Source organism: Amycolatopsis sp. NPDC051061, from assembly GCF_040682935.1.
Lineage (GTDB): Bacteria > Actinomycetota > Actinomycetes > Mycobacteriales > Pseudonocardiaceae > Amycolatopsis.
Genome location: NZ_JBFBBZ010000010.1, coordinates 133,305 through 150,956 on the forward strand (window position 1 = coordinate 133,305; position 17,652 = coordinate 150,956).

Here is a 17,652-nt window from a genome sequence, read left to right on the forward strand (position 1 = left end):
AATCGCGCGGCCCGGCATCCCGGCCCGTCGCCGCGCCCGCGAGCCTTGCCCAAAGTTGGAACGTGTTCTAGTTTTGTGACGTGCAGACCGATCTGGGCTTGGCCGGCGCCGTCGTGCTCGTCACCGGCGGTGTCCGCGGCGTGGGCCGGGGCATCAGCGACGTGTTCCTCGCCCACGGTGCCCACGTCGTCGCTTGCGCCCGCCGCGAGACCGCCACGACCGCGGAGTTCGTCCAGTGCGACGTCCGTGACGAAGCCCAGGTCACAGCCCTGATCGACGGGATCGTCGAACGACACGGCCGCCTCGACGTCGTCGTCAACAACGCCGGCGGTGCACCCTACGCGCCCGCGGCCGACGCGTCGCCGCGGCTGCACGACAAGATCGTCCAGCTCAACCTGCTGGCCCCGCTGCTGGTCTCCCAAAAAGCGAACGCCGTGATGCAAAGCCAGGACTCCGGCGGCTCCATCGTGATGATCTCCAGCGTCAGCGGCACCCGCGCGTCGCCCGGGACCGCCGCCTACGGTGCCGCGAAAGCCGGGCTCGACAACCTCACCGCCAGCCTCGCCGTCGAGTGGGCGCCCAAGGTCCGGGTCAACGCCCTGGACGTCGGCATGGTGCGCACCGAGCAGTCGCACCTGCACTACGGCAGCGAAGCCGCCATCGAAGCGGTCGGCAAGACCGTGCCGCTCGGCCGGCTCGCCGAGCCCGGGGAAGTGGGCGCGTGCGCCGCGTTCCTCGCCTCCGGCCTGGCTTCCTACGTCTCCGGCGCGACCCTGCGCGTCCACGGCGGCGGTGAGATCCCGGCGTTCCTCGCCGCGGCCGACGTCAACCAACGGGAGGATTCGTGAGCAGGTTGTGCCAGGACCGGGTGGTCGTGGTGACCGGCGCCGGCCGCGGCATCGGACGGGCCCACGCGCTCGCCTTCGCCGCCGAGGGCGCGCCGGTGGTGGTGAACGACGTGGACGGGGACGCGACCGCCGGAGTCGTCGCCGAGATCGAGGCGCGGGGCGGGCAGGCGGTGGCGAACACCTCCGACGTCGCCGACTGGGCCGGGGCGAGGGAACTGATCGGGACGGCGCTGGCGCACTTCGGCCGCCTGGACGTGCTGGTCAACAACGCGGGGTTCCTCCGGGACCGGATGCTCGTCAACCTCGGCGAGGACGAGTGGGACGCCGTCGTTCGCGTGCACCTCAAAGGTCACTTTGCGCCCTTGCGGCACGCCGCGGACCATTGGCGAGCCGAGGCGAAGGCCGGGCGGATGCCGAGCGCGCGCGTCATCAACACGAGTTCGGGTGCCGGGTTGCTGGGCAGCGTCGGCCAGGGCAACTATTCGGCGGCGAAGGCGGGGATCGCCGGCCTGACCGTCGTGGCGGCGGCCGAGCTGGCGCGCTACGGGGTGACGGTGAACGCGATCGCGCCGGCCGCGCGGACCCGGATGACCGAGGCGGTGTTCGCGTCGATGGCGCGTCCGGACGCGGGCTTCGACGCGATGGCCCCGGAAAACGTCTCGCCGCTGGTCGTCTGGCTCGGCAGCGAGGAGTCCTCGCACGTGACCGGACGGGTGTTCGAAGTCGAAGGCGGGAAGGTGTCGCTCGCCCAGGCGTGGCGCCACGGCCCGGCCGTGGACAAGGGCGACCGGTGGGACCCGGCCGAATTCGGCCCGGTGGTGAAGGACCTGCTCGAGCACGCGCCCGACCCCGAACCCGTCTACGGAGCGAGCTGATGGGCATCCTCACCAAGCGCGACGCGCACATCGAGATCGTCACGGTCGACTTCCCGCCGGTGAACGCGCTGCCCGTGCGGGGCTGGTTCGACCTGGCCGACGCGATCACGCAGGCGGGCCGCGACCCCGACGTGCACGTCGTGATCCTCCGCGCGGAAGGCCGCGGGTTCAACGCGGGCGTGGACATCAAGGAGATCCAGCGCAGCGCGGGCTACGACGCGCTGGTCGGCGCGAACCGGGGCTGCTACGCGGCTTTCGGGGCCGTCTACGACTGCGCGGTCCCGGTTGTCGCCGCGGTGCACGGGTTCTGCCTCGGCGGCGGAATCGGCCTGGCCGGCAACGCCGACGTCGTCATCGCTTCCGAGGACGCCACCTTCGGCGTCCCGGAGGTCGAACGCGGCGCCCTCGGCGCGGCGACCCACCTCGCCCGGCTGGTCCCGCAGCACCTGATGCGCACCCTCTACTTCACCGCGCGCACCATCACCGCCGCCGAGCTGCACACCCACGGCTCGGTCTACCAGGTCGTGCCGCGCGCCGAGCTGGACGACGCCGCGCTGGCCATCGCCCGGGACATCGCGAAGAAGGACCCGCGGGTCATCCGGGCGGCGAAAGAAGCTCTGAACGGCATCGACACCCAGCAGGTGCACCGCAGCTACCGGTTCGAGCAGGGCTTCACCTTCGAGCTCAACCTGCTCGGCGCGTCCGACGAAGCCCGCGAGGAGTTCTTGAATGGCCGATAAGCGCACGACCGCCGACGACGTCGCGGCGGAGCTGAAGGACGGCATGACCATCGGCATCGGCGGCTGGGGCTCCCGGCGCAAGCCGATGGCGCTCGTCCGCGCGCTCCTCCGCACTTCCGTCAAAGACCTCACCGTGGTGTCCTACGGCGGCCCCGACGTCGGCCTGCTGTGCGCGGCCGGCAAGGTCAAGCGCGTGGTGTTCGGGTTCGTCACGCTCGACTCGATCCCCTTCGACCCGTGGTTCGGCCGGGCCCGCGAGACGGGTGCGATCGCCGTCACCGAGTACGACGAAGGCATGTTCGGCGCGGCGCTTTCCGCGGCGGCGCAGCGGCTTCCGTTCCTCCCGATGCGCGCCGGGCTCGGCTCGGAGGTGATGCGCGCCAACCCGGACCTGCGGACCGTCCGTTCGCCGTACGCCGACGGCGAAGAGCTGGTCGCGGTGCCGGCGCAGCACCTCGACGTCGCGCTCGTGCACCTCAACCGCGCCGACGCCCGCGGCAACGCCCAGTACCTCGGCCCGGACCCCTACTTCGACGACCTGTTCTGCCTGGCGGCGGAGAAACGGTTCGTCTCGGTGGAAAAGGTCGTCGACACGCCCGAGCTGATGGCGGGCGGGCCGGTGCAGTCGCTGCTGCTCAACCGGAGTGCGGTCGACGGCGTCGTCGAGGCGCCGCGCGGCGCGCACTTCACCACGGCCGTGCCGGACTACGGCCGGGACGAACGGTTCCAGCGGCACTACGCGGCCTGCGCCAAGGATCCCGGCGCGTGGCCGGGATTCGTGGATCGGTTCCTGTCCGGGGACGAGCCGCGGTATCTGTCCGAAGTGGACAAGTTCGAGGCGGAGGCGGCATGAGCGCGACCCGGGCCGAGATCGTCGTCGTGGCGATGGCCGAGGTGTTCCGCGGCGACGGCGAGATCGTCGTCAGCCCGATGGGCCTGGTCCCGCAGCTCGGCGCGAAGCTCGCGCGGCTGACGTTCGAACCCGACCTGCTCATGTCCGACGGCGAGGCGTACCTGGTCACGGCCGACGGCGTCGTCGAGGGCTGGCAGCCGTTCCGCAAGATGCTCGACACGATCGTCCCGCACGGGCGCCGCCACGTCGTGATGGGCGCCAACCAGATCGACCGCTACGGCAACCAGAACATCTCCGCCATCGGCGACCACGCGCGGCCGAAGAAGCAGCTGCTCGGGGTGCGGGGCGCGCCGGGCAACACCGTCAACCACCGCACCAGCTACTGGGTTCCGCGGCATTCCTCGCGGGTCTTCGTGGACACCGTGGACGTCGTTTCGGGCGTGGGCTACGACAGCGCGGCGAAGGCGGGCCCGTCCGCCGAAAAGTTCCACGACGTCCACCGGGTCGTCACGAACCTCGGCGTCTTCGGCTTCGGGGGCGCCGACCACGCGATGCGAGCGGTGTCGCTGCACCCCGGCGTCACCCGGGACGAGGTCGCGGCGGCGACGACGTTCGAGATCGATTTCTCCGGTGTCGGGATCAGCCGTGAGCCGACCGGCGAAGAGCTGCGGCTCATCCGCGAAGTCGTGGACCCGAAGGGCTTGCGCGACAAGGAAGTCCCGGCGTGAAGACCGCGCTGACCGAACTCGTCGGCGTCGAGCACCCGGTCGTGCAGACCGGGATGGGCTGGGTCGCCGGCCCACGGCTCGTCTCGGCGACCGCCGAGGCGGGCGCGCTCGGCATCCTCGCGTCGGCCACGATGACCTTCGGCGAGCTGGAAGCGGCGATCGCCGAAGTCAAGAAACGCACGGAGAAGCCGTTCGGGGTGAACCTGCGCGCAGACGCGGCCGACGCGGGCGACCGCGTCGACCTGCTGATCCGCGAGGGCGTCAAGGTGGCGTCGTTCGCGCTCGCGCCGCGCAAGGAGATGATCGCGAAGCTGCGCGACCACGGGATCGTCGTGATCCCGTCCATCGGCGCCGCGCGCCACGCCGAAAAGGTCGCCGCCTGGGGCGCGGACGCCGTCATCGTCCAGGGCGGCGAAGGCGGCGGGCACACCGGGGGAGTGGCCACCACGCTGCTGCTGCCCTCGGTGCTGGACGCCGTCGACATCCCGGTCGTCGCCGCCGGCGGGTTCTTCGACGGACGCGGTCTGGCCGCCGCCCTCGCGTACGGCGCGGCGGGCGTCGCGATGGGTACCCGGTTCCTGCTGAGCAAGGAGAGCACGGTCCCCGACGACGTCAAGCGCGTCTACCTCGAGCAGGGTCTCACCGGGACGGTCGTCACGCGGCGCGTCGACGGCCTGCCGCACCGCGTGCTGCGCACCGACCTCGTCGAGAAGCTCGAGCACACCGGCCGGCTCCGCGGCTTGGCGCAGGCCGCGCGCAACGCGCTCGCGTTCCGGAATATCACCGGACTGTCCCCGGTTGCCATGGTCAAAGAAGGCCTGGCGATGAAGCACGGCAACGATCTGACCTGGAGTCAGCTGGTCATGGCGGCCAACACCCCGATGCTGTTGCGGGCGGGGCTGGTCGACGGCCGGACGGACGCGGGAGTGCTAGCGTCGGGACAGGTGGTGGGCATGATCCACGACCTGCCCACGGTGGCCGGGATCGTCGAGGGCACAGTGGCCGAGGCAGGTGAGATCCTGCGGCGACTCGGCCGGGAAACGGGAGGATGAGCGTGGCGCTCAAGATCGGTTACAAGGCGTCGGCGGAGCAGTTCGGACCGCGGGACCTGGTCGAGTACGCGGTGCGTGCCGAAGAGGTCGGCCTCGACTCGGTCTGGGTGTCCGACCACTTCCTGCCCTGGCGGCACGAAGGCGGCCACGCGCCGTGGGCGCTGGCGTGGATGCCGGCGGTCGCCGAGCGCACGAAGCGGGTACAGATCGGCACGAGCGTGCTGACGCCGACGTTCCGGTACAACCCGGCCGTGATCGCGCAGGCGTTCGCGACGATGTCCCTGCTGTCGAACGGCCGCGTGATCCTCGGCGTGGGGTCCGGCGAGGCCCTGAACGAGATCGCCGTCTCGGGGCGGGAATGGCCGGAGTTCAAGGAGCGCTTCGCGCGGCTTCGCGAGTCGATCAAGCTGATCCGCGAGCTGTGGACCAGCGACAACGTGAACTTCGACGGCGAGTACTACAAGCTGGTCGACGCACGCATCTACGACCGGCCGGAGCAGCCGGTGCCGGTCTACATCGCCGCGGGTGGCCCGGTGGTGGCCAAGTACGCGGGCCGCGCGGGGGACGGGTTCATCTGCACCTCGGGCAAGGGCATGGACCTCTACACCGAGAAGCTGATGCCCGCGGTCAAGGAAGGCGCGGAGGCGGCCGAGAAGACCGTCGAGGACGTCGACCGGACGATCGAGATCAAGATGTCCTACGACCGCGACCACGAGAAGGCCCTGGAGAACACCCGCTTCTGGGCGCCGCTGTCGCTGTCGGCGGAGCAGAAGCACAGCGTCACCTCGGCCGACGAGATGGAACGGCTGGCCGACGAACTGCCGATCGAGCAGGTCGCCAAGCGGTGGATCGTGGCGTCGGACCCGGACGAGGCCGTGGCGCAGATCAAGCCGTACCTCGACGCCGGGCTCAACCACCTGGTGTTCCACGGGCCGGGGCATGACCAGGAGCGGTTCTTGAGCCAGTTCTCCGAGGACGTGCTGCCGAAGCTGCGCGCCCTCGGCTGAGTCTCACGACAGGCGTTCGACTTCACAGCCGTTCGATGATGGTGACGTTGGCGGTGCCGCCGCCTTCGCACATCGTCTGCAGGCCGTAGCGGCCACCGCGGCGCTCCAGCTCGTGCAGGAGCGTCGCGAGGAGCTTCGTCCCGGTCGCCCCGATGGGGTGGCCGAGGGCGATGCCGCCGCCGTTGACGTTGACCCGCCCGGGGTCCGCGCCCGTTTCGTCCAGCCACGCCAGCACCACGCTGGCGAACGCCTCGTTGACCTCGAACAGGTCGATGTCCTCGATCGCGAGCCCGGTTTTCCGGAGCGCGTAGGAGGTCGCCGGGATCGGGCCGGTCAGCATCCACACCGGGTCAGCCGCGCGCACCGACAGGTGGTGGATGCGGGCCCGAGGCGTCAGGTTGTGTTCCTTCACGAACGCTTCCGACGCCAGCAACGCCGCGCTCGCGCCGTCGGAGATCTGGCTGGCCACCGCCGCCGTCAGCCGGGACTCCGGAGCGAGCGGCTTCAGGCCGCGGATCCGCTCCAACGACGTGTCCCGGCGCGGGCCTTCGTCCTGCTTGAAGCCGTCGACCGGCGCGATCTCGGCGTCGAACCGTCCGGAATCGATGGCGGCGAGAGCCCGCTGGTGGCTGCGGAAGGCGTACTCCTCCATGTCGGATCGGCTGATGTCCCAGTGCGAAGCGATCATGTCGGCGCTGCGGAACTGCGACACCTCGACGCTGCCGTAGCGCTCCTGCCAGCCTTTCGAGCCGGAGAACGGGTCGTCGAAGCCGTACTCGCGCCCGGCCAGCATCGCCGCGCTGATGGGGATGCGGCTCATGTTCTGCACGCCACCGGCCAGCACGAGGTCCTGCGTCCCGGACATGACGGCTTGCGCGGCGAAGTGCACCGCCTGCTGGCTCGACCCGCACTGCCGGTCGATCGTCACGCCGGGCACGTGGTCCGGGAAACCGGCCGCCAGCCACGCCGTGCGCGCGATGTTGCCCGACTGCGGGCCCAGGGTGTCCACACAGCCGAGGATGACGTCGTCGACGAGGTCCGGGTCGACGCCCGCGCGCTCGACGACCGCCCGGATGACGTGCGCCCCGAGGTCGGCGGAGTGCCACCCGGACAGCGCGCCGCCGCGCCGGCCGACCGGGGTGCGGACCGCGTCGAGGAGGAAGGCTTCGGGCACGAGGGCTCCTAGGGGTGCTGGCTGCTGACGGAGACGACTTCGCCGGTGAGGTAGCTCGCGTAGTCGCTGGCGAGGAAGACCATGACGTTGGCGACCTCCCACGGCTCGGCGGCGCGGCCGAACGCCTCCCGCTTGGTGAGGTCTTCGAGGAGTTCGTCGCTGGTCACCTTGGCGAGGAAGGGATGCATGGCCAGGCTCGGCGCGACGGCGTTGATCCGGACGCCGTGTTCGGCGGCGTCGAGGGCCGAGCAGCGGGTCAGGGCCATGACGCCGGCCTTCGCGGCGGCGTAGTGCGCCTGCCCGGCCTGGGCGCGCCAGCCGATCACCGACGCGTTGTTGACGATCGCCCCGCCGCCGCCCTGGGCGACGAACTGCCGCAGCGCCGCGCGGGTGCACCGGAAAGTCCCGGTGAGCGTGATGTCGAGGACGCGGGACCACTCCTCGTCGGCCATGTCCAGCACGGACTTCGTCCCGCCGAGCCCGGCGTTGTTGACCATCACGTCGAGGCGGCCGAAGTGGCCGACCGCGCCGTCGATGAGCGCCTGGACCTGGTCTTCCTTCGTGACGTCGCAGGGAATCGCGTGCACCTTCCCGAGTTCGGCCAGTTCGGCCGCCTTCTCGCCGAGCCGCCGTTCGTGCCAGTCACTGATGACGACGCTCGCGCCTTCTTCGAGGCACCGGCGAGCCACGGCCGAGCCGATGCCGGTGCCGGCCGCGGCGGTGACCACGACGACCTTCCCGGACAGCAGGTCGTGGCCGGGTACGTTTTTCAACGACACTGTCTGCGGGATCACGGGCGTGCCTCTCTCGGCAGGCCGAGCACGCGCTCGGCGATGATGTTCCGCTCGATCTCGTCCGACCCGCCGTAGATCGTGTCCGCGCGGGTGAACAGGTAGAGCCGCTGGGCGTCGTCCAGCTCGGCACCGCCGGCGACCAGCGACCGCGCACCACGGGCCCGCATCGCCAGTTCGCCGAGCCCGCGGTGCCACTGCGCCCACAGCAGCTTCCCGACGGCGACCTCCGGCCCGGCCGGCCGGCCGAGCGTCCGCAGCGCGTGCGCGCGCAGGACGCGCAGGCCGATCCGGGCGCGCGTGAGGTCGGCGCGCAGCAGCGGGTCGTCGTAGGTGCCGGTGCGCTTCGCCTCGGCGACGATCTCCTCGAGTTCGCGGCGGAAGCCGATCTGCTGGCCCAGCGTCGAGACGCCGCGTTCGAAGCCGAGGGTGGCCATGGCGATCTTCCAGCCGTCGCCGGGCTCGCCGACGACCAGCGCGGCGGGGGTGCGGGCGTCGTCGAAGAAGACTTCGTTGAACTCCGACGTGCCGGTCAGCTGCTGGATCGGCCGCACGGTGACGCCGTCCTGGCGCAGCGGTACCAGGAGGTAGGAGAGGCCGTGGTGGCGCTGCGACCCCGGTTCGGTGCGCGCCACGACGAAGCACCAGTCGGCCACGTGGGCCAGGGACGTCCAGATCTTCTGGCCGTTGAGCACCCAGTCGCCGTCGCGCCGGACCGCCGACGTCGAGACGGCGGCGAGGTCGGAGCCGGCGCCGGGCTCGGAGTAACCCTGGCACCACAGCTCTTCGACGGCGACGATCTTCGGCAGGAACCGTTTTCGCTGCTCAGGCGTGCCGAAGGCGATGAGCGTCGGGCCGAGCAGCTGCTCGCCGATGTGGTTGACGCGCGCGGGCGCAGCGGACGCCGCGTACTCCTCGTGGAAGGCGACCTGCTCGTCGAGGGACAGGCCGCGCCCGCCGTGCTCGACCGGCCAGCCGACGCAGGTCCAGCCCGCGGCGGCCAGGTGCCGTTCCCAGGCCAGGCGCAGGTCGAACGCCTCGTGCTCGCGTCCCGGCCCGCCGAGGCCGCGCAGCCGGGCGAACTCGCCGGTCAGGTTGTCCGCGAGCCAGCCCGCGACCTCGCGGCGGAATCGCGTCGGTTCCACGCACGCCTCCTTGCTGCCGGGCCGGTCCGGCACCTAGGGTAATGAGAACACGTTCTAGTTTGTCGGTCCAGAGGAGGGTGTGGTGGGACAGACCACGATCCCGGCCGTCGTCCGTGACGCCGCCGCGAAGTTCGGTTCGGCGGAGGCGCTGGTCGACGGCTCCCTGCGCCTCGGTTTCGACGATGTTCTGGAACGTGTTCAGTCGGTCGCGCGGGCCTTCGTCGCCCGCGGCGTCCAGCCCGGCGATCGCGTCGCGATCAACCTCCCGAACACCCACCACTGGGTGCTCACGGCGCTGGGCGCGCTCTACGCGGGCGCGACCCTGGTGCCGGTCAACACCCGGTTCACCGCCGCCGAGACCGTGGACCTGCTGGTCCGCGGCCGGGTGAAAGCCCTGGTCGTGGCGGCCGACTTCCTCGGCACCGACCGCCACGCCGCGATCGTCGCGACCGGGACGGACCTGCCCGACCTCGGCACGGTCGTCCGGGTCGCCCTGGACCAGCCGCACCGCCCGGTCGGGGGCGCCCTCGGCTGGGACGAGTTCCTCGCGCTGGCCGACAACGTGCCGGCCGCCGACGCCGAGGCGCGTGCGGACGCGGTCCGGCCGGACGACGTGAGCGACATCCTCTTCACCTCGGGCACGACCGGCCGTTCGAAAGGCGTGCTGTCCGCCCACCGCCAGGTGGTCGGCGTCGCCGCGGCCTGGGCGGAGTGCGGCCGGGTCACCGCCGACGACCGGTACCTGGTGATCAATCCGTTCTTCCACAGCTTCGGCTACAAGGCCGGGATCGTCGTGGGGCTGCTGACCGGCGCGACGCTCGTGCCGCAGGCGGTGTTCGACGTGCGCGCCGCGTTGGAGGTGATCGAGCGGGAGCGGATCTCGGTGCTGCCGGGGGCGCCGACGATCTTCCAGTCCCTGCTGCACGAACAGCGTCGGCCGGACCTGTCCTCACTCCGGCTCGCGATCACCGGCGCCGCCGACGTCCCGGCGTCGCTCGTCCGGCGCATGCGGTCCGAGCTGGGCTTCGACATCGTCCTCACGGCGTACGGCCTCACCGAAGCGGTGGTCGTGACGATGTGCCGTCCGGGCGACGACGCGGAGCTCGTCGCGAAGACGTCCGGCCGCGCGACCGCCGGGTTCGAAGTGGCGATCCAGGGCTCGCCCGGCGAGGTCGTCCTCCGCGGGCCGAACGTGATGCTCGGCTACCTCGACGACCCGGAAGCGACCGCGAAGACCATCGACGGAGACGGCTGGCTGCACACCGGCGACGTCGGCGAACTGGACGACGCCGGCAACCTCACGCTCACCGGCCGCCTCAAGGACATGTACATCTGCGGCGGTTTCAACGTCTACCCGGCCGAGGTCGAGCACGCCCTGACCGAGCTGGCCGGCGTCCGCGACGTCGCCGTGATCGGCGTGCCGGACGAGCGGCTCGGCGAGGTCGGCAAGGCGTTCGTCGTCGGCACCGGCCTGACCGCGGACGCGGTGCTCGCCTTCTGCCGCGAACGGCTCGCCAACTACAAGACCCCGCGGTCCGTCGCGTTCCTGGACGCGCTGCCCCGCAACGCTTCCGGCAAGGTGCTGAAGCGGCTGCTCAGTGAGGAGAAGGCATGAGCGTCGAAGCCGACGTCGTCCGCTACGAGCGCCGCGGGCCGGTCGCCGTCGTCACCATGAACCGGCCCGACTATCGCAACGCGCAGAACTCGGCGATGACCTACGCCCTCGACGACGCCTTCGCCCGCGCGGTGAACGACGCCGAGGTCAAGGTGATCGTCCTGGCGGGGGCGGGCAAGCACTTCTCGGCCGGGCACGACATCGGCACCCCGGGCCGGGACGTGGACCAGACGTTCGACCGGCGTTCGGTGCTGTGGTGGGACCACACCGACCGGTCCGGCGGTGACCAGCGGTTCGCTCGCGAGTCCGAGGTCTACCTGGGTATGTGCCGGCGGTGGCGGGAGATCCCGAAGCCGATGATCGCGAGCGTCCAGGGCGCCTGCATCGCGGGCGGGCTGATGCTGGCCTGGGTCTGCGACCTGATCGTGGCGTCCGACGACGCGTTCTTCGCCGATCCGGTGGTGCGCATGGGAATTCCGGGTGTGGAGTACTTCGCGCACCCGTGGGTGCTCGGGCCGCGCGCGGCGAAGGAAGTGCTGTTCACCGGCGAACGCTTCACCGTCCAGCAGGCGAAGGAATGGGGGATGATCAACCGGATCGTCCCGCGCGCGGAGCTGGAACAGCACACCCTCGAGCTGGCCGAGAAGATCGGCGCGATGCCGCAGTTCGGTCTGGCCCTGGCAAAGAAGGCCGTCAACCAGGCCGAAGACCTGATGGGCCTGCGGTCCGGAATGGACTCCGTGTTCGGGCTCCACCACCTGGCGCACGCCCACAACGCGGAGACGTCGGAAGACTCGCTCGGCGGGCAGTCCGCGCGGTCCATGCGCGACGCGAACAAGGGGGCTTGATGGACCTCGACATCGACGAGACGTCGGCCGCGTTCCGCGACGAGGCCCGCGAGTGGCTGGCTTCGCGCGTCCGGGCGTTGCCGTCGATGGACACCGCCGAGGGCTTCGCCGCGCACCGCGAGTGGGAGGCCGAACTCGCCGAGGCGCGGTGGTCGGTTGTCTCGTGGCCGCGCGAGTACCACGGCCGGGACGCGTCGATGCTGCAGTGGCTGCTGTTCGAGGAGGAGTACTACGCGTCGGGCGCGCCGGGCCGGGTGAGTCAGAACGGGATCTTCATGCTGGGGCCCACGCTGTTCGCGCACGGCACGCAGGAGCAGCGTGACCGCATCCTGCCCGCGATGGCGCGCGGCGACGAGGTCTGGGCGCAGGCGTGGTCGGAACCCGAGGCGGGCAGCGACATCGCGGCGTTGCGCAGCACGGCGGTGCGGACCGACGGCGGCTGGCGGCTTTCGGGGCAGAAGACGTGGAGTTCGCGGGCGACCTTCGCCGACCGCGCGTTCGGCCTGTTCCGCACGGATCCCGACGCGCAACGCCACCACGGCTTGACCTACTTCATGGCCGACCTGCGCGCCGACGGCGTCACGGTCCGGCCGATCCCGCAACTGGACGGCGAGCCCGGGTTCGCCGAGATCTTCTTCGACGACGTCTTCGTGTCCGACGAGGACGTCATCGGCGAACCCGGCCAGGGCTGGCGCGTCGCGATGACGACCGCGAACAACGAGCGCGGCCTGTCCCTGCGCAGCCCCGGCCGGTTCCTCGCCGCGGCTTCCCGGCTCGTGGATCTCTGGCGCGCGCAGGACTCGCCGCCGTCCACACAGGACCGTGTCGCCGACGCCTGGATCGGGGCGCGCGCTTATCAGCTCTACACGTTCGGCACGGTGAGCCGCCTGGCGGACGGCGGCGAGCTGGGCCCGGAGTCCAGCGTGAACAAGCTGTTCTGGTCGCACTTGGACGTTGAACTCCACGAGACGGCCCTGGACGTGCTCGGCCCGGCCGCCGAGACCGACCGGGACTGGGTGGCCGGCTACCTGTTCTCCCTCGCCGGGCCGATCTACGGCGGCACCGACCAGATCCAGCGCAACACGATCGCCGAGCGGCTGCTGAAGCTGCCGAGGGAGGCGCGCCGATGAAGTTCCAGCTGTCTCCGGAGCAGCGCCAGTTCTCCGCGTCCCTGCACGACCTGCTGGGCGGCGCGGACACCGCCGCGGTCGCGCGGACCTGGGCCGCGGGTTCCCCCGAGCGCGGCCTGAAACTGCTGCGCGCCCTCGCCGACCTCGGTGTCCCGGCGTTGCTGGTCGACGAGGACCACGGCGGGCTCGGCGGTTCCGCGGTCGACCTGGTCGTCGCCTTCGAAGCGCTCGGCTACCACGCCGTGCCCGGCCCGCTGGTCGAAACGGCCGCCGTGGCACCAGCGGTGCTGACCGGCGACCGGCTCGCCGCGCTCGCCGGCGGCGACCTCCTGGCCACGGTCGTCGCGCCCCCGGAAGTGCCGCTCGCCCTCGACGCCGACGTCGCCGGGGTGGTCCTGGACCTCAACGAGGGGGAGGTCACCGGCGTCGGGATCGAGCTCGTCCGGTCGGTCGACCCGGCCCGGCGGCTGTTCCGGATCACCGGGACCACCCGGACCACGGCCGCCGACCCGGTCGCGTTCGACCGGGGCGTCCTGGCCGTGTCCGCGCAGCTCCTCGGCGCGGGCCAGTGGCTTCTCGACGCGTCGGTCGCCTACGCCAAGCAACGCAGTCAGTACGGCCGGGCCATCGGCGAGTACCAGGCGATCAAGCACCTGCTCGCCGACGTCGTGACGCAGCTCGAACTCGCCCGGCCGCTGCTCTACGGCGCGGCCGTCGCCGTCGCCGGGGACACCTTCGCTCGCGATGTCTCGGCGGCGAAGGTGCTGGCGGCCGACGCCGCTTACCTGGCCGCGCGCACGGCCCTCCAGGTGCACGGCGCGATCGGCTACACCGCCGAACACGACCTCGGCCTGCGGCTGACGAAGGTGCGGGCCCTAGCCGGGGCCTGGGGAACCGGGTCGTTCCACCGTGCGCGCGTCCTGGCGGCGCTGTGATGACCGATCCCCTGGACACCGAGGAAGCCCAGGCCCTGCGGGACGCCGTGCGATCGCTGCTGACCCGCCGGTCGGGGCCGGCGGCGGTGCGCGCGGCGATGGAGTCACCGCTCGGCTACGACGACAAGCTCTGGTCGACGCTGTGCGAGCAGATCGGCGTCGCCGCCCTCGCGATCCCCGAGCACTACGGGGGCGCGGGCGCCGGCCTGGCCGAGGCGTGCGTGGTCCTGCAAGAGCTCGGCCGCACGCTCACCCCCGCCCCGATGCTCGGCTCCGCGGTGCTGTGCGGCTCCGCGGTGCTCGGCACCGGAAACGACGACGCCTGCGAACGGCTGCTCCCGGGCATCGCCGCGGGCACGATCCTCGCCGCGCTGGCCTGGTCCGACGAAGACTGGTCACCGGGCTTGACCGCGTCGGACACCGGACTCGACGGCCGCGCCCACTACGTCCTCGACGGCGACCTCGCGGACGTCCTGCTGGCCGTGGCCCGGACGTCCGACGGCGCCGGGCTGTTCGAGGTCCCGCTCGCCGGCGTCCGCCGGGAGCGCGTCACCACACTGGACCCGACCCGCCGGTTGGCGGTCGTGGACTTCGCTTCGACGCAGGCCCGACGCCTCGACGCCGACGGCTTCGACCTGCGGAAGCTGCGGGATACGGCGGTGGTCGCCGTCGCCGCCGAACAGGTCGGCGCGGCCGCCCGCGCGCTGGAACTGACGGTGGAGTACACAAAACAGCGTCGTCAGTTCGGCCGGGCGATCGGCTCGTTCCAGGCGTTGAAGCACCGGATGGCCGACGTGCACGTCCACGTCGAAGCGGCCCGCTCGGCGCTGTACGCGGCTCTGGTGGACGGCGACGCCGAAGCCGTGACGACTGCGAAAGTCGTGTGCAGCGAAGCGTTTTCCCATGCGGCGGCGGAGATGATCCAGCTCCACGGCGGCATCGCGATCACCTGGGAGCACGACGCCCACCTGTACTTCAAGCGCGCCCACGGGACCGCCCTGCTGTTCGGCGAGCCCGCGAGCGCGCTTTCGTCCTAGGACAGGTGGTGCCGCTCCTGCAGCCCGTAGACCGGCGTCGGGATGCCTTCCGCGCGGGCTTTCAGCTGCAGGGCGAGGTAGAGCGAGTAGTGCCGTGACTGGTGCAGGTTGCCGCCGTGGAACCACAGTCCGTCCTGCTGGGTGGGCTTCCACATGTTCCGCTGCTCGCCCTCCCACGGGCCCGGGTCCTTCGTCGTGTCCGAACCGAGGCCCCACACCTTGCCGACCTTGTCCGCGACCTCCTGGCTGATCAGGTCGGCCGCCCAGCCGTTCATCGAGCCGTACCCGGTCGCGTAGACGACCAGGTCGGCCTCCAGTTCGGTGCCGTCGTCGAGCTTCACGGAGTTCTCCGTCAGCTCGACGACCTGGCCGTGCGCGAGCTTGACGTCACCATTGGCCACGAGGTCCGCCGCGCCGACATCGATGTAGTAGCCCGACCCGCGTCGCAGGTACTTCATGAAGAGGCCGGAGTCGTCGTCACCCCAGTCGTGCCGGAAGCCCGCGGCTTCGAGGCGGTCGTAGAACTCCTGGTCGCGGTCTTTGATCGCGGCGTAAACCGGCTGCTGGAAGGTGTGCATGATCCGGTAGGGGAGCGAGGCGAACGTCAGGTCCGCCTTCTGCGTCGTCATGCCCGCCGCGAGTGCGCGTTCCGAGTAGAGGTCGCCGAGGCCGAGGTCCATCAGCGAGTCGGATTTCACGATGTGGGTCGAGCTGCGCTGGATCATGGTGACGTCGGCACCGGCTTCCCACAGCGCGCCGCAGATGTCGAACGCCGAGTTGTTCGACCCGACGATCACGGCCTTCTTGCCGCGGTAGGCGTCCGGGCCTGGGTGTTGCGAGCTGTGGTGCTGTTCGCCGCGGAAGCGATCTTGTCCAGGCAACACCGGGACGTTCGGCTTGCCCGACATGCCGGTCGCGAGCACCAGGTGCTTCGGCTTGAGGGTGACGTCTTCGCCGTCGCGGTCGAGGACGACCGTCCATTCCTTCGTTTCGTCGTTGTAGGAGGCGCTCTTGCAGGTCGTCGACGACCAGTAGTTCACCTCCATGACCTTCGTGTACATCTCGAGCCAGTCGGCGATCTTGTCCTTCGGCGCGAAGACCGGCCAGGTGCGCGGGAAGTCGAGGTAGGGCAGGTGGTCGTACCAGACCGGGTCGTGCAGGCAGAGCGACTTGTACCGGCCGCGCCACTGGTCGCCCGGCCGCGCGTACCGGTCGACGACGACGTGGTCCACGCCGAGCTGGCGCAGCCGGGCGCCGAGCGCGATCCCGCCTTGCCCGCCGCCGATGACGACGACGTACGGCTGCCGCGTGGTGCCCAGTTCGTCCGCTTCCGCCTGCCGCGCTTCGGACCACGTGACGCGCTCGCGGTTGACGCCGTGTTCGGCGCCCTTCGGCCGGGTGGTGCCGAGGGGCTCTTCGTGGTCCTTGAGCTCGTAGAGCGTGGTGAGGAAGGTGAACGCGCCTTCGCCGGTGAGGCGCAGGTGGCCGCGTCCGCGCCCGGCGGTCGTCTCGAACCCGATCCACGCTTCGACGACGCCATCGGACGCGGTCGGCTCCTCGGTGGCGTGGAAGCCACGGGCGTCGGCGGTGTCCATGGTCGCGAGCAGGAGGTCCTTGACGCCGTCCCGGTTCTCGACGGTCTTCAGGTTCCAGGTGAACGCGATCAGGTCGCGCCAGAACGACGTCGTCGCGAAGAGGGCGGCGGCCCGGTCGGCGTCCCGGGCCGCGAGCGCGGCCTCGAAGTCGGCGAGCCAGCCTTCGACGCGCCGCCGGGCATCGAGGGCCGCGGCCGGTTCGAGGGTCTGGGTCATGAGCGGACCTCCCCGTCTCGGGCACCGTCTTCGTCGGCGGCGCGTCAAGGCAGCCAACCCCGGCGGACCGGGTTCGCGTAAGGGTTGCCCTGGGGTTGCATCAGCACGAATTCGACACCGGGCGCGATCCGGTCCGGGCGACTCGCGAACCTGGATGGACGACTCACGTACCCAGGCAGTCGGCTCACGAGGTGCGTGAGCCGACTCTCCAGGTACGTGAGCCGACTGTCCAGGCACGTGAGCCGACCCTTCGGGTACGGCTCTGAGTGGGTGGAGGCGTCAGCCGGTGAGGCGGGCCGCGGAGCCCGGGAGCTCGCGGTTCGCCTCGTCCAGGCCCGTGGCCACCGTGCGGCACGAGCCGCAGCCTGCGATGTGGTCCGCGACCACGCTCGCCCGGCGCGGGGACAACGCTCCCCGGACCCACGCCCCCATGCGCCGGCGTGGCTCCCGGCAGACCGGCTCCTCGGCGTCGGGCACCTGGACCTGCAGGTACGCCTGGCGCAGCCCCTCGCGCGCCCGCATCGCCAGCGCCGACACGCTGTTCGGCGTCAAGCCCAGCAGCGGCGCCGCCTCGGTCGGCGTGTCGCCTTCGGCCTCGGTCCGCCAGAGCACCGTGCGCCACCGGCCCGGCAGCGTGCAGTACGCCGACCACACGAGCTTCTCGTTGGACCGGTGCAGGGCCAGCTCGTCGGCGCCGCTCGACGTCGTCTCGGGCACCGTTTCGCACAGCTCGACCCGGCTGCGCTGCCGGCTCCACCGCGACACCAGGTTCCGCAGCGTCACGACGAGGTAGGGCCGCAGGTCCGCGTCCGGGCCGCCCCCCGCGTGCACGATGGCGAGCACCCGCGCGAAGGTTTCGGCCACCAGGTCGTCGCGCTCCGCGGGCTGCTTCGCCCACGCCGCGGCGATCCGGCGCAGCGGCTCGGCGTGCCGGCGGAACAGGGCGCCGCCCGCGTCGAGGTCACCGGCGCGGAGAGCGGCGAGCAGCGCGGCGTCCGGCAGCTCCTCGTCGGTAGTGCTCATCGGTACTCTCCGTGGCCAGGTGGCACCCAAAGTTAACGGT

Annotated in this window: 17 protein-coding genes; 12 read left to right on the forward strand and 5 right to left on the reverse strand. The window is 71.4% G+C overall.

Annotated features, from left to right (window positions below):
- Positions 1-80 precede the first annotated feature (80 nt).
- From AB0N03_RS16060 to fgd, 7 genes are read left to right on the forward strand one after another with little or no spacing between them, the layout of a single operon-like run.
- On the forward strand, positions 81-848 hold the full coding sequence (locus AB0N03_RS16060) for an SDR family oxidoreductase (protein WP_364371359.1): 768 nt from the start codon (positions 81-83) through the stop codon (positions 846-848).
- Positions 845-1,723 carry an SDR family oxidoreductase gene (locus tag AB0N03_RS16065; protein WP_364371361.1) on the forward strand — a complete coding sequence of 293 codons (879 nt, stop codon included), beginning with the start codon at positions 845-847 and terminating at the stop codon, positions 1,721-1,723. The genes AB0N03_RS16060 and AB0N03_RS16065 overlap by 4 nt, the downstream gene beginning before the upstream one ends.
- Positions 1,723-2,463 carry an enoyl-CoA hydratase family protein gene (locus tag AB0N03_RS16070; RefSeq protein ID WP_364371364.1) on the forward strand — a complete coding sequence of 247 codons (741 nt, stop codon included), beginning with the start codon at positions 1,723-1,725 and terminating at the stop codon, positions 2,461-2,463. The genes AB0N03_RS16065 and AB0N03_RS16070 overlap by 1 nt, the downstream gene beginning before the upstream one ends.
- Complete coding sequence (locus AB0N03_RS16075) at positions 2,453-3,316, forward strand: CoA-transferase (RefSeq protein ID WP_364371366.1); 864 nt, start codon at positions 2,453-2,455, stop codon at positions 3,314-3,316. Before AB0N03_RS16070 ends, AB0N03_RS16075 begins: the two co-directional genes overlap by 11 nt.
- Positions 3,313-4,044, forward strand: coding sequence for a CoA-transferase (locus AB0N03_RS16080; protein ID WP_364371369.1), 732 nt, complete (start codon positions 3,313-3,315; stop codon positions 4,042-4,044). Before AB0N03_RS16075 ends, AB0N03_RS16080 begins: the two co-directional genes overlap by 4 nt.
- Positions 4,041-5,096 carry a nitronate monooxygenase gene (locus AB0N03_RS16085; RefSeq protein ID WP_364371371.1) on the forward strand — a complete coding sequence of 352 codons (1,056 nt, stop codon included), beginning with the start codon at positions 4,041-4,043 and terminating at the stop codon, positions 5,094-5,096. The genes AB0N03_RS16080 and AB0N03_RS16085 overlap by 4 nt, the downstream gene beginning before the upstream one ends.
- A gap of 2 nt (positions 5,097-5,098) precedes the next feature.
- Positions 5,099-6,103 carry a glucose-6-phosphate dehydrogenase (coenzyme-F420) gene (gene fgd / locus AB0N03_RS16090; protein WP_364371374.1) on the forward strand — a complete coding sequence of 335 codons (1,005 nt, stop codon included), beginning with the start codon at positions 5,099-5,101 and terminating at the stop codon, positions 6,101-6,103.
- A 22-nt stretch (positions 6,104-6,125) separates the two neighbouring features.
- Here the strand turns inward: fgd and AB0N03_RS16095 are convergent, their stop codons facing one another.
- From AB0N03_RS16095 to AB0N03_RS16105, 3 genes are read right to left on the reverse strand one after another with little or no spacing between them, the layout of a single operon-like run.
- Positions 6,126-7,277 carry an acetyl-CoA C-acetyltransferase gene (locus AB0N03_RS16095; protein WP_364371376.1) on the reverse strand — a complete coding sequence of 384 codons (1,152 nt, stop codon included), beginning with the start codon at positions 7,275-7,277 and terminating at the stop codon, positions 6,126-6,128.
- Between the two features lie 8 nt (positions 7,278-7,285).
- Positions 7,286-8,056, reverse strand: coding sequence for an SDR family oxidoreductase (locus AB0N03_RS16100; RefSeq protein WP_364371666.1), 771 nt, complete (start codon positions 8,054-8,056; stop codon positions 7,286-7,288).
- Positions 8,057-8,067: 11 nt separating this feature from the next.
- The gene (locus tag AB0N03_RS16105; RefSeq protein ID WP_364371378.1) at positions 8,068-9,213 is read right to left on the reverse strand and encodes an acyl-CoA dehydrogenase family protein; all 1,146 of its coding nucleotides are present in this window, start codon (positions 9,211-9,213) and stop codon (positions 8,068-8,070) included.
- A gap of 82 nt (positions 9,214-9,295) precedes the next feature.
- Here AB0N03_RS16105 and AB0N03_RS16110 point away from each other — a divergent pair, with 82 nt between their 5' ends.
- From AB0N03_RS16110 to AB0N03_RS16130, 5 genes are read left to right on the forward strand one after another with little or no spacing between them, the layout of a single operon-like run.
- The gene (locus AB0N03_RS16110; RefSeq protein ID WP_364371381.1) at positions 9,296-10,828 is read left to right on the forward strand and encodes a FadD3 family acyl-CoA ligase; all 1,533 of its coding nucleotides are present in this window, start codon (positions 9,296-9,298) and stop codon (positions 10,826-10,828) included.
- On the forward strand, positions 10,825-11,676 hold the full coding sequence (locus AB0N03_RS16115) for an enoyl-CoA hydratase (RefSeq protein ID WP_364371384.1): 852 nt from the start codon (positions 10,825-10,827) through the stop codon (positions 11,674-11,676). Before AB0N03_RS16110 ends, AB0N03_RS16115 begins: the two co-directional genes overlap by 4 nt.
- Complete coding sequence (locus AB0N03_RS16120; RefSeq protein WP_364371387.1) at positions 11,676-12,806, forward strand: acyl-CoA dehydrogenase family protein; 1,131 nt, start codon at positions 11,676-11,678, stop codon at positions 12,804-12,806. The genes AB0N03_RS16115 and AB0N03_RS16120 overlap by 1 nt, the downstream gene beginning before the upstream one ends.
- The gene (locus AB0N03_RS16125; RefSeq protein WP_364371390.1) at positions 12,803-13,741 is read left to right on the forward strand and encodes an acyl-CoA dehydrogenase family protein; all 939 of its coding nucleotides are present in this window, start codon (positions 12,803-12,805) and stop codon (positions 13,739-13,741) included. Before AB0N03_RS16120 ends, AB0N03_RS16125 begins: the two co-directional genes overlap by 4 nt.
- On the forward strand, positions 13,741-14,778 hold the full coding sequence (locus AB0N03_RS16130; RefSeq protein WP_364371393.1) for an acyl-CoA dehydrogenase family protein: 1,038 nt from the start codon (positions 13,741-13,743) through the stop codon (positions 14,776-14,778). The genes AB0N03_RS16125 and AB0N03_RS16130 overlap by 1 nt, the downstream gene beginning before the upstream one ends.
- On the opposite strand, the gene AB0N03_RS16135 is transcribed toward AB0N03_RS16130, so the two are convergent.
- Both AB0N03_RS16135 and AB0N03_RS16140 read right to left on the reverse strand, forming a co-directional pair.
- A complete protein-coding gene (locus AB0N03_RS16135; protein ID WP_364371396.1) occupies positions 14,775-16,589 on the reverse strand; it encodes an NAD(P)/FAD-dependent oxidoreductase in 1,815 nt (604 codons plus the stop codon). The two genes, AB0N03_RS16130 and AB0N03_RS16135, sit on opposite strands and share 4 nt — an antisense overlap.
- Positions 16,590-16,868: 279 nt before the next feature.
- On the reverse strand, positions 16,869-17,612 hold the full coding sequence (locus AB0N03_RS16140) for a sigma-70 family RNA polymerase sigma factor (RefSeq protein ID WP_364371399.1): 744 nt from the start codon (positions 17,610-17,612) through the stop codon (positions 16,869-16,871).
- Positions 17,613-17,652 lie beyond the last annotated feature (40 nt).

Excerpts from the sequence above, each read along its gene's own strand:
- AB0N03_RS16070 (WP_364371364.1), top strand. The coding sequence starts at position 1,723 with ATGGGCATCCTCACCAAGCGCGACGCGCACATCGAGATCGTCACGGTC.
- AB0N03_RS16075 (WP_364371366.1), top strand. The coding sequence starts at position 2,453 with ATGGCCGATAAGCGCACGACCGCCGACGACGTCGCGGCGGAGCTGAAG.
- AB0N03_RS16080 (WP_364371369.1), top strand. The coding sequence starts at position 3,313 with ATGAGCGCGACCCGGGCCGAGATCGTCGTCGTGGCGATGGCCGAGGTG.
- AB0N03_RS16115 (WP_364371384.1), top strand. The coding sequence starts at position 10,825 with ATGAGCGTCGAAGCCGACGTCGTCCGCTACGAGCGCCGCGGGCCGGTC.
- AB0N03_RS16120 (WP_364371387.1), top strand. The coding sequence starts at position 11,676 with ATGGACCTCGACATCGACGAGACGTCGGCCGCGTTCCGCGACGAGGCC.
- AB0N03_RS16125 (WP_364371390.1), top strand. The coding sequence starts at position 12,803 with ATGAAGTTCCAGCTGTCTCCGGAGCAGCGCCAGTTCTCCGCGTCCCTG.
- AB0N03_RS16130 (WP_364371393.1), top strand. The coding sequence starts at position 13,741 with ATGACCGATCCCCTGGACACCGAGGAAGCCCAGGCCCTGCGGGACGCC.
- AB0N03_RS16135 (WP_364371396.1), bottom strand. The coding sequence starts at position 16,589 with ATGACCCAGACCCTCGAACCGGCCGCGGCCCTCGATGCCCGGCGGCGC.
- AB0N03_RS16140 (WP_364371399.1), bottom strand. The coding sequence starts at position 17,612 with ATGAGCACTACCGACGAGGAGCTGCCGGACGCCGCGCTGCTCGCCGCT.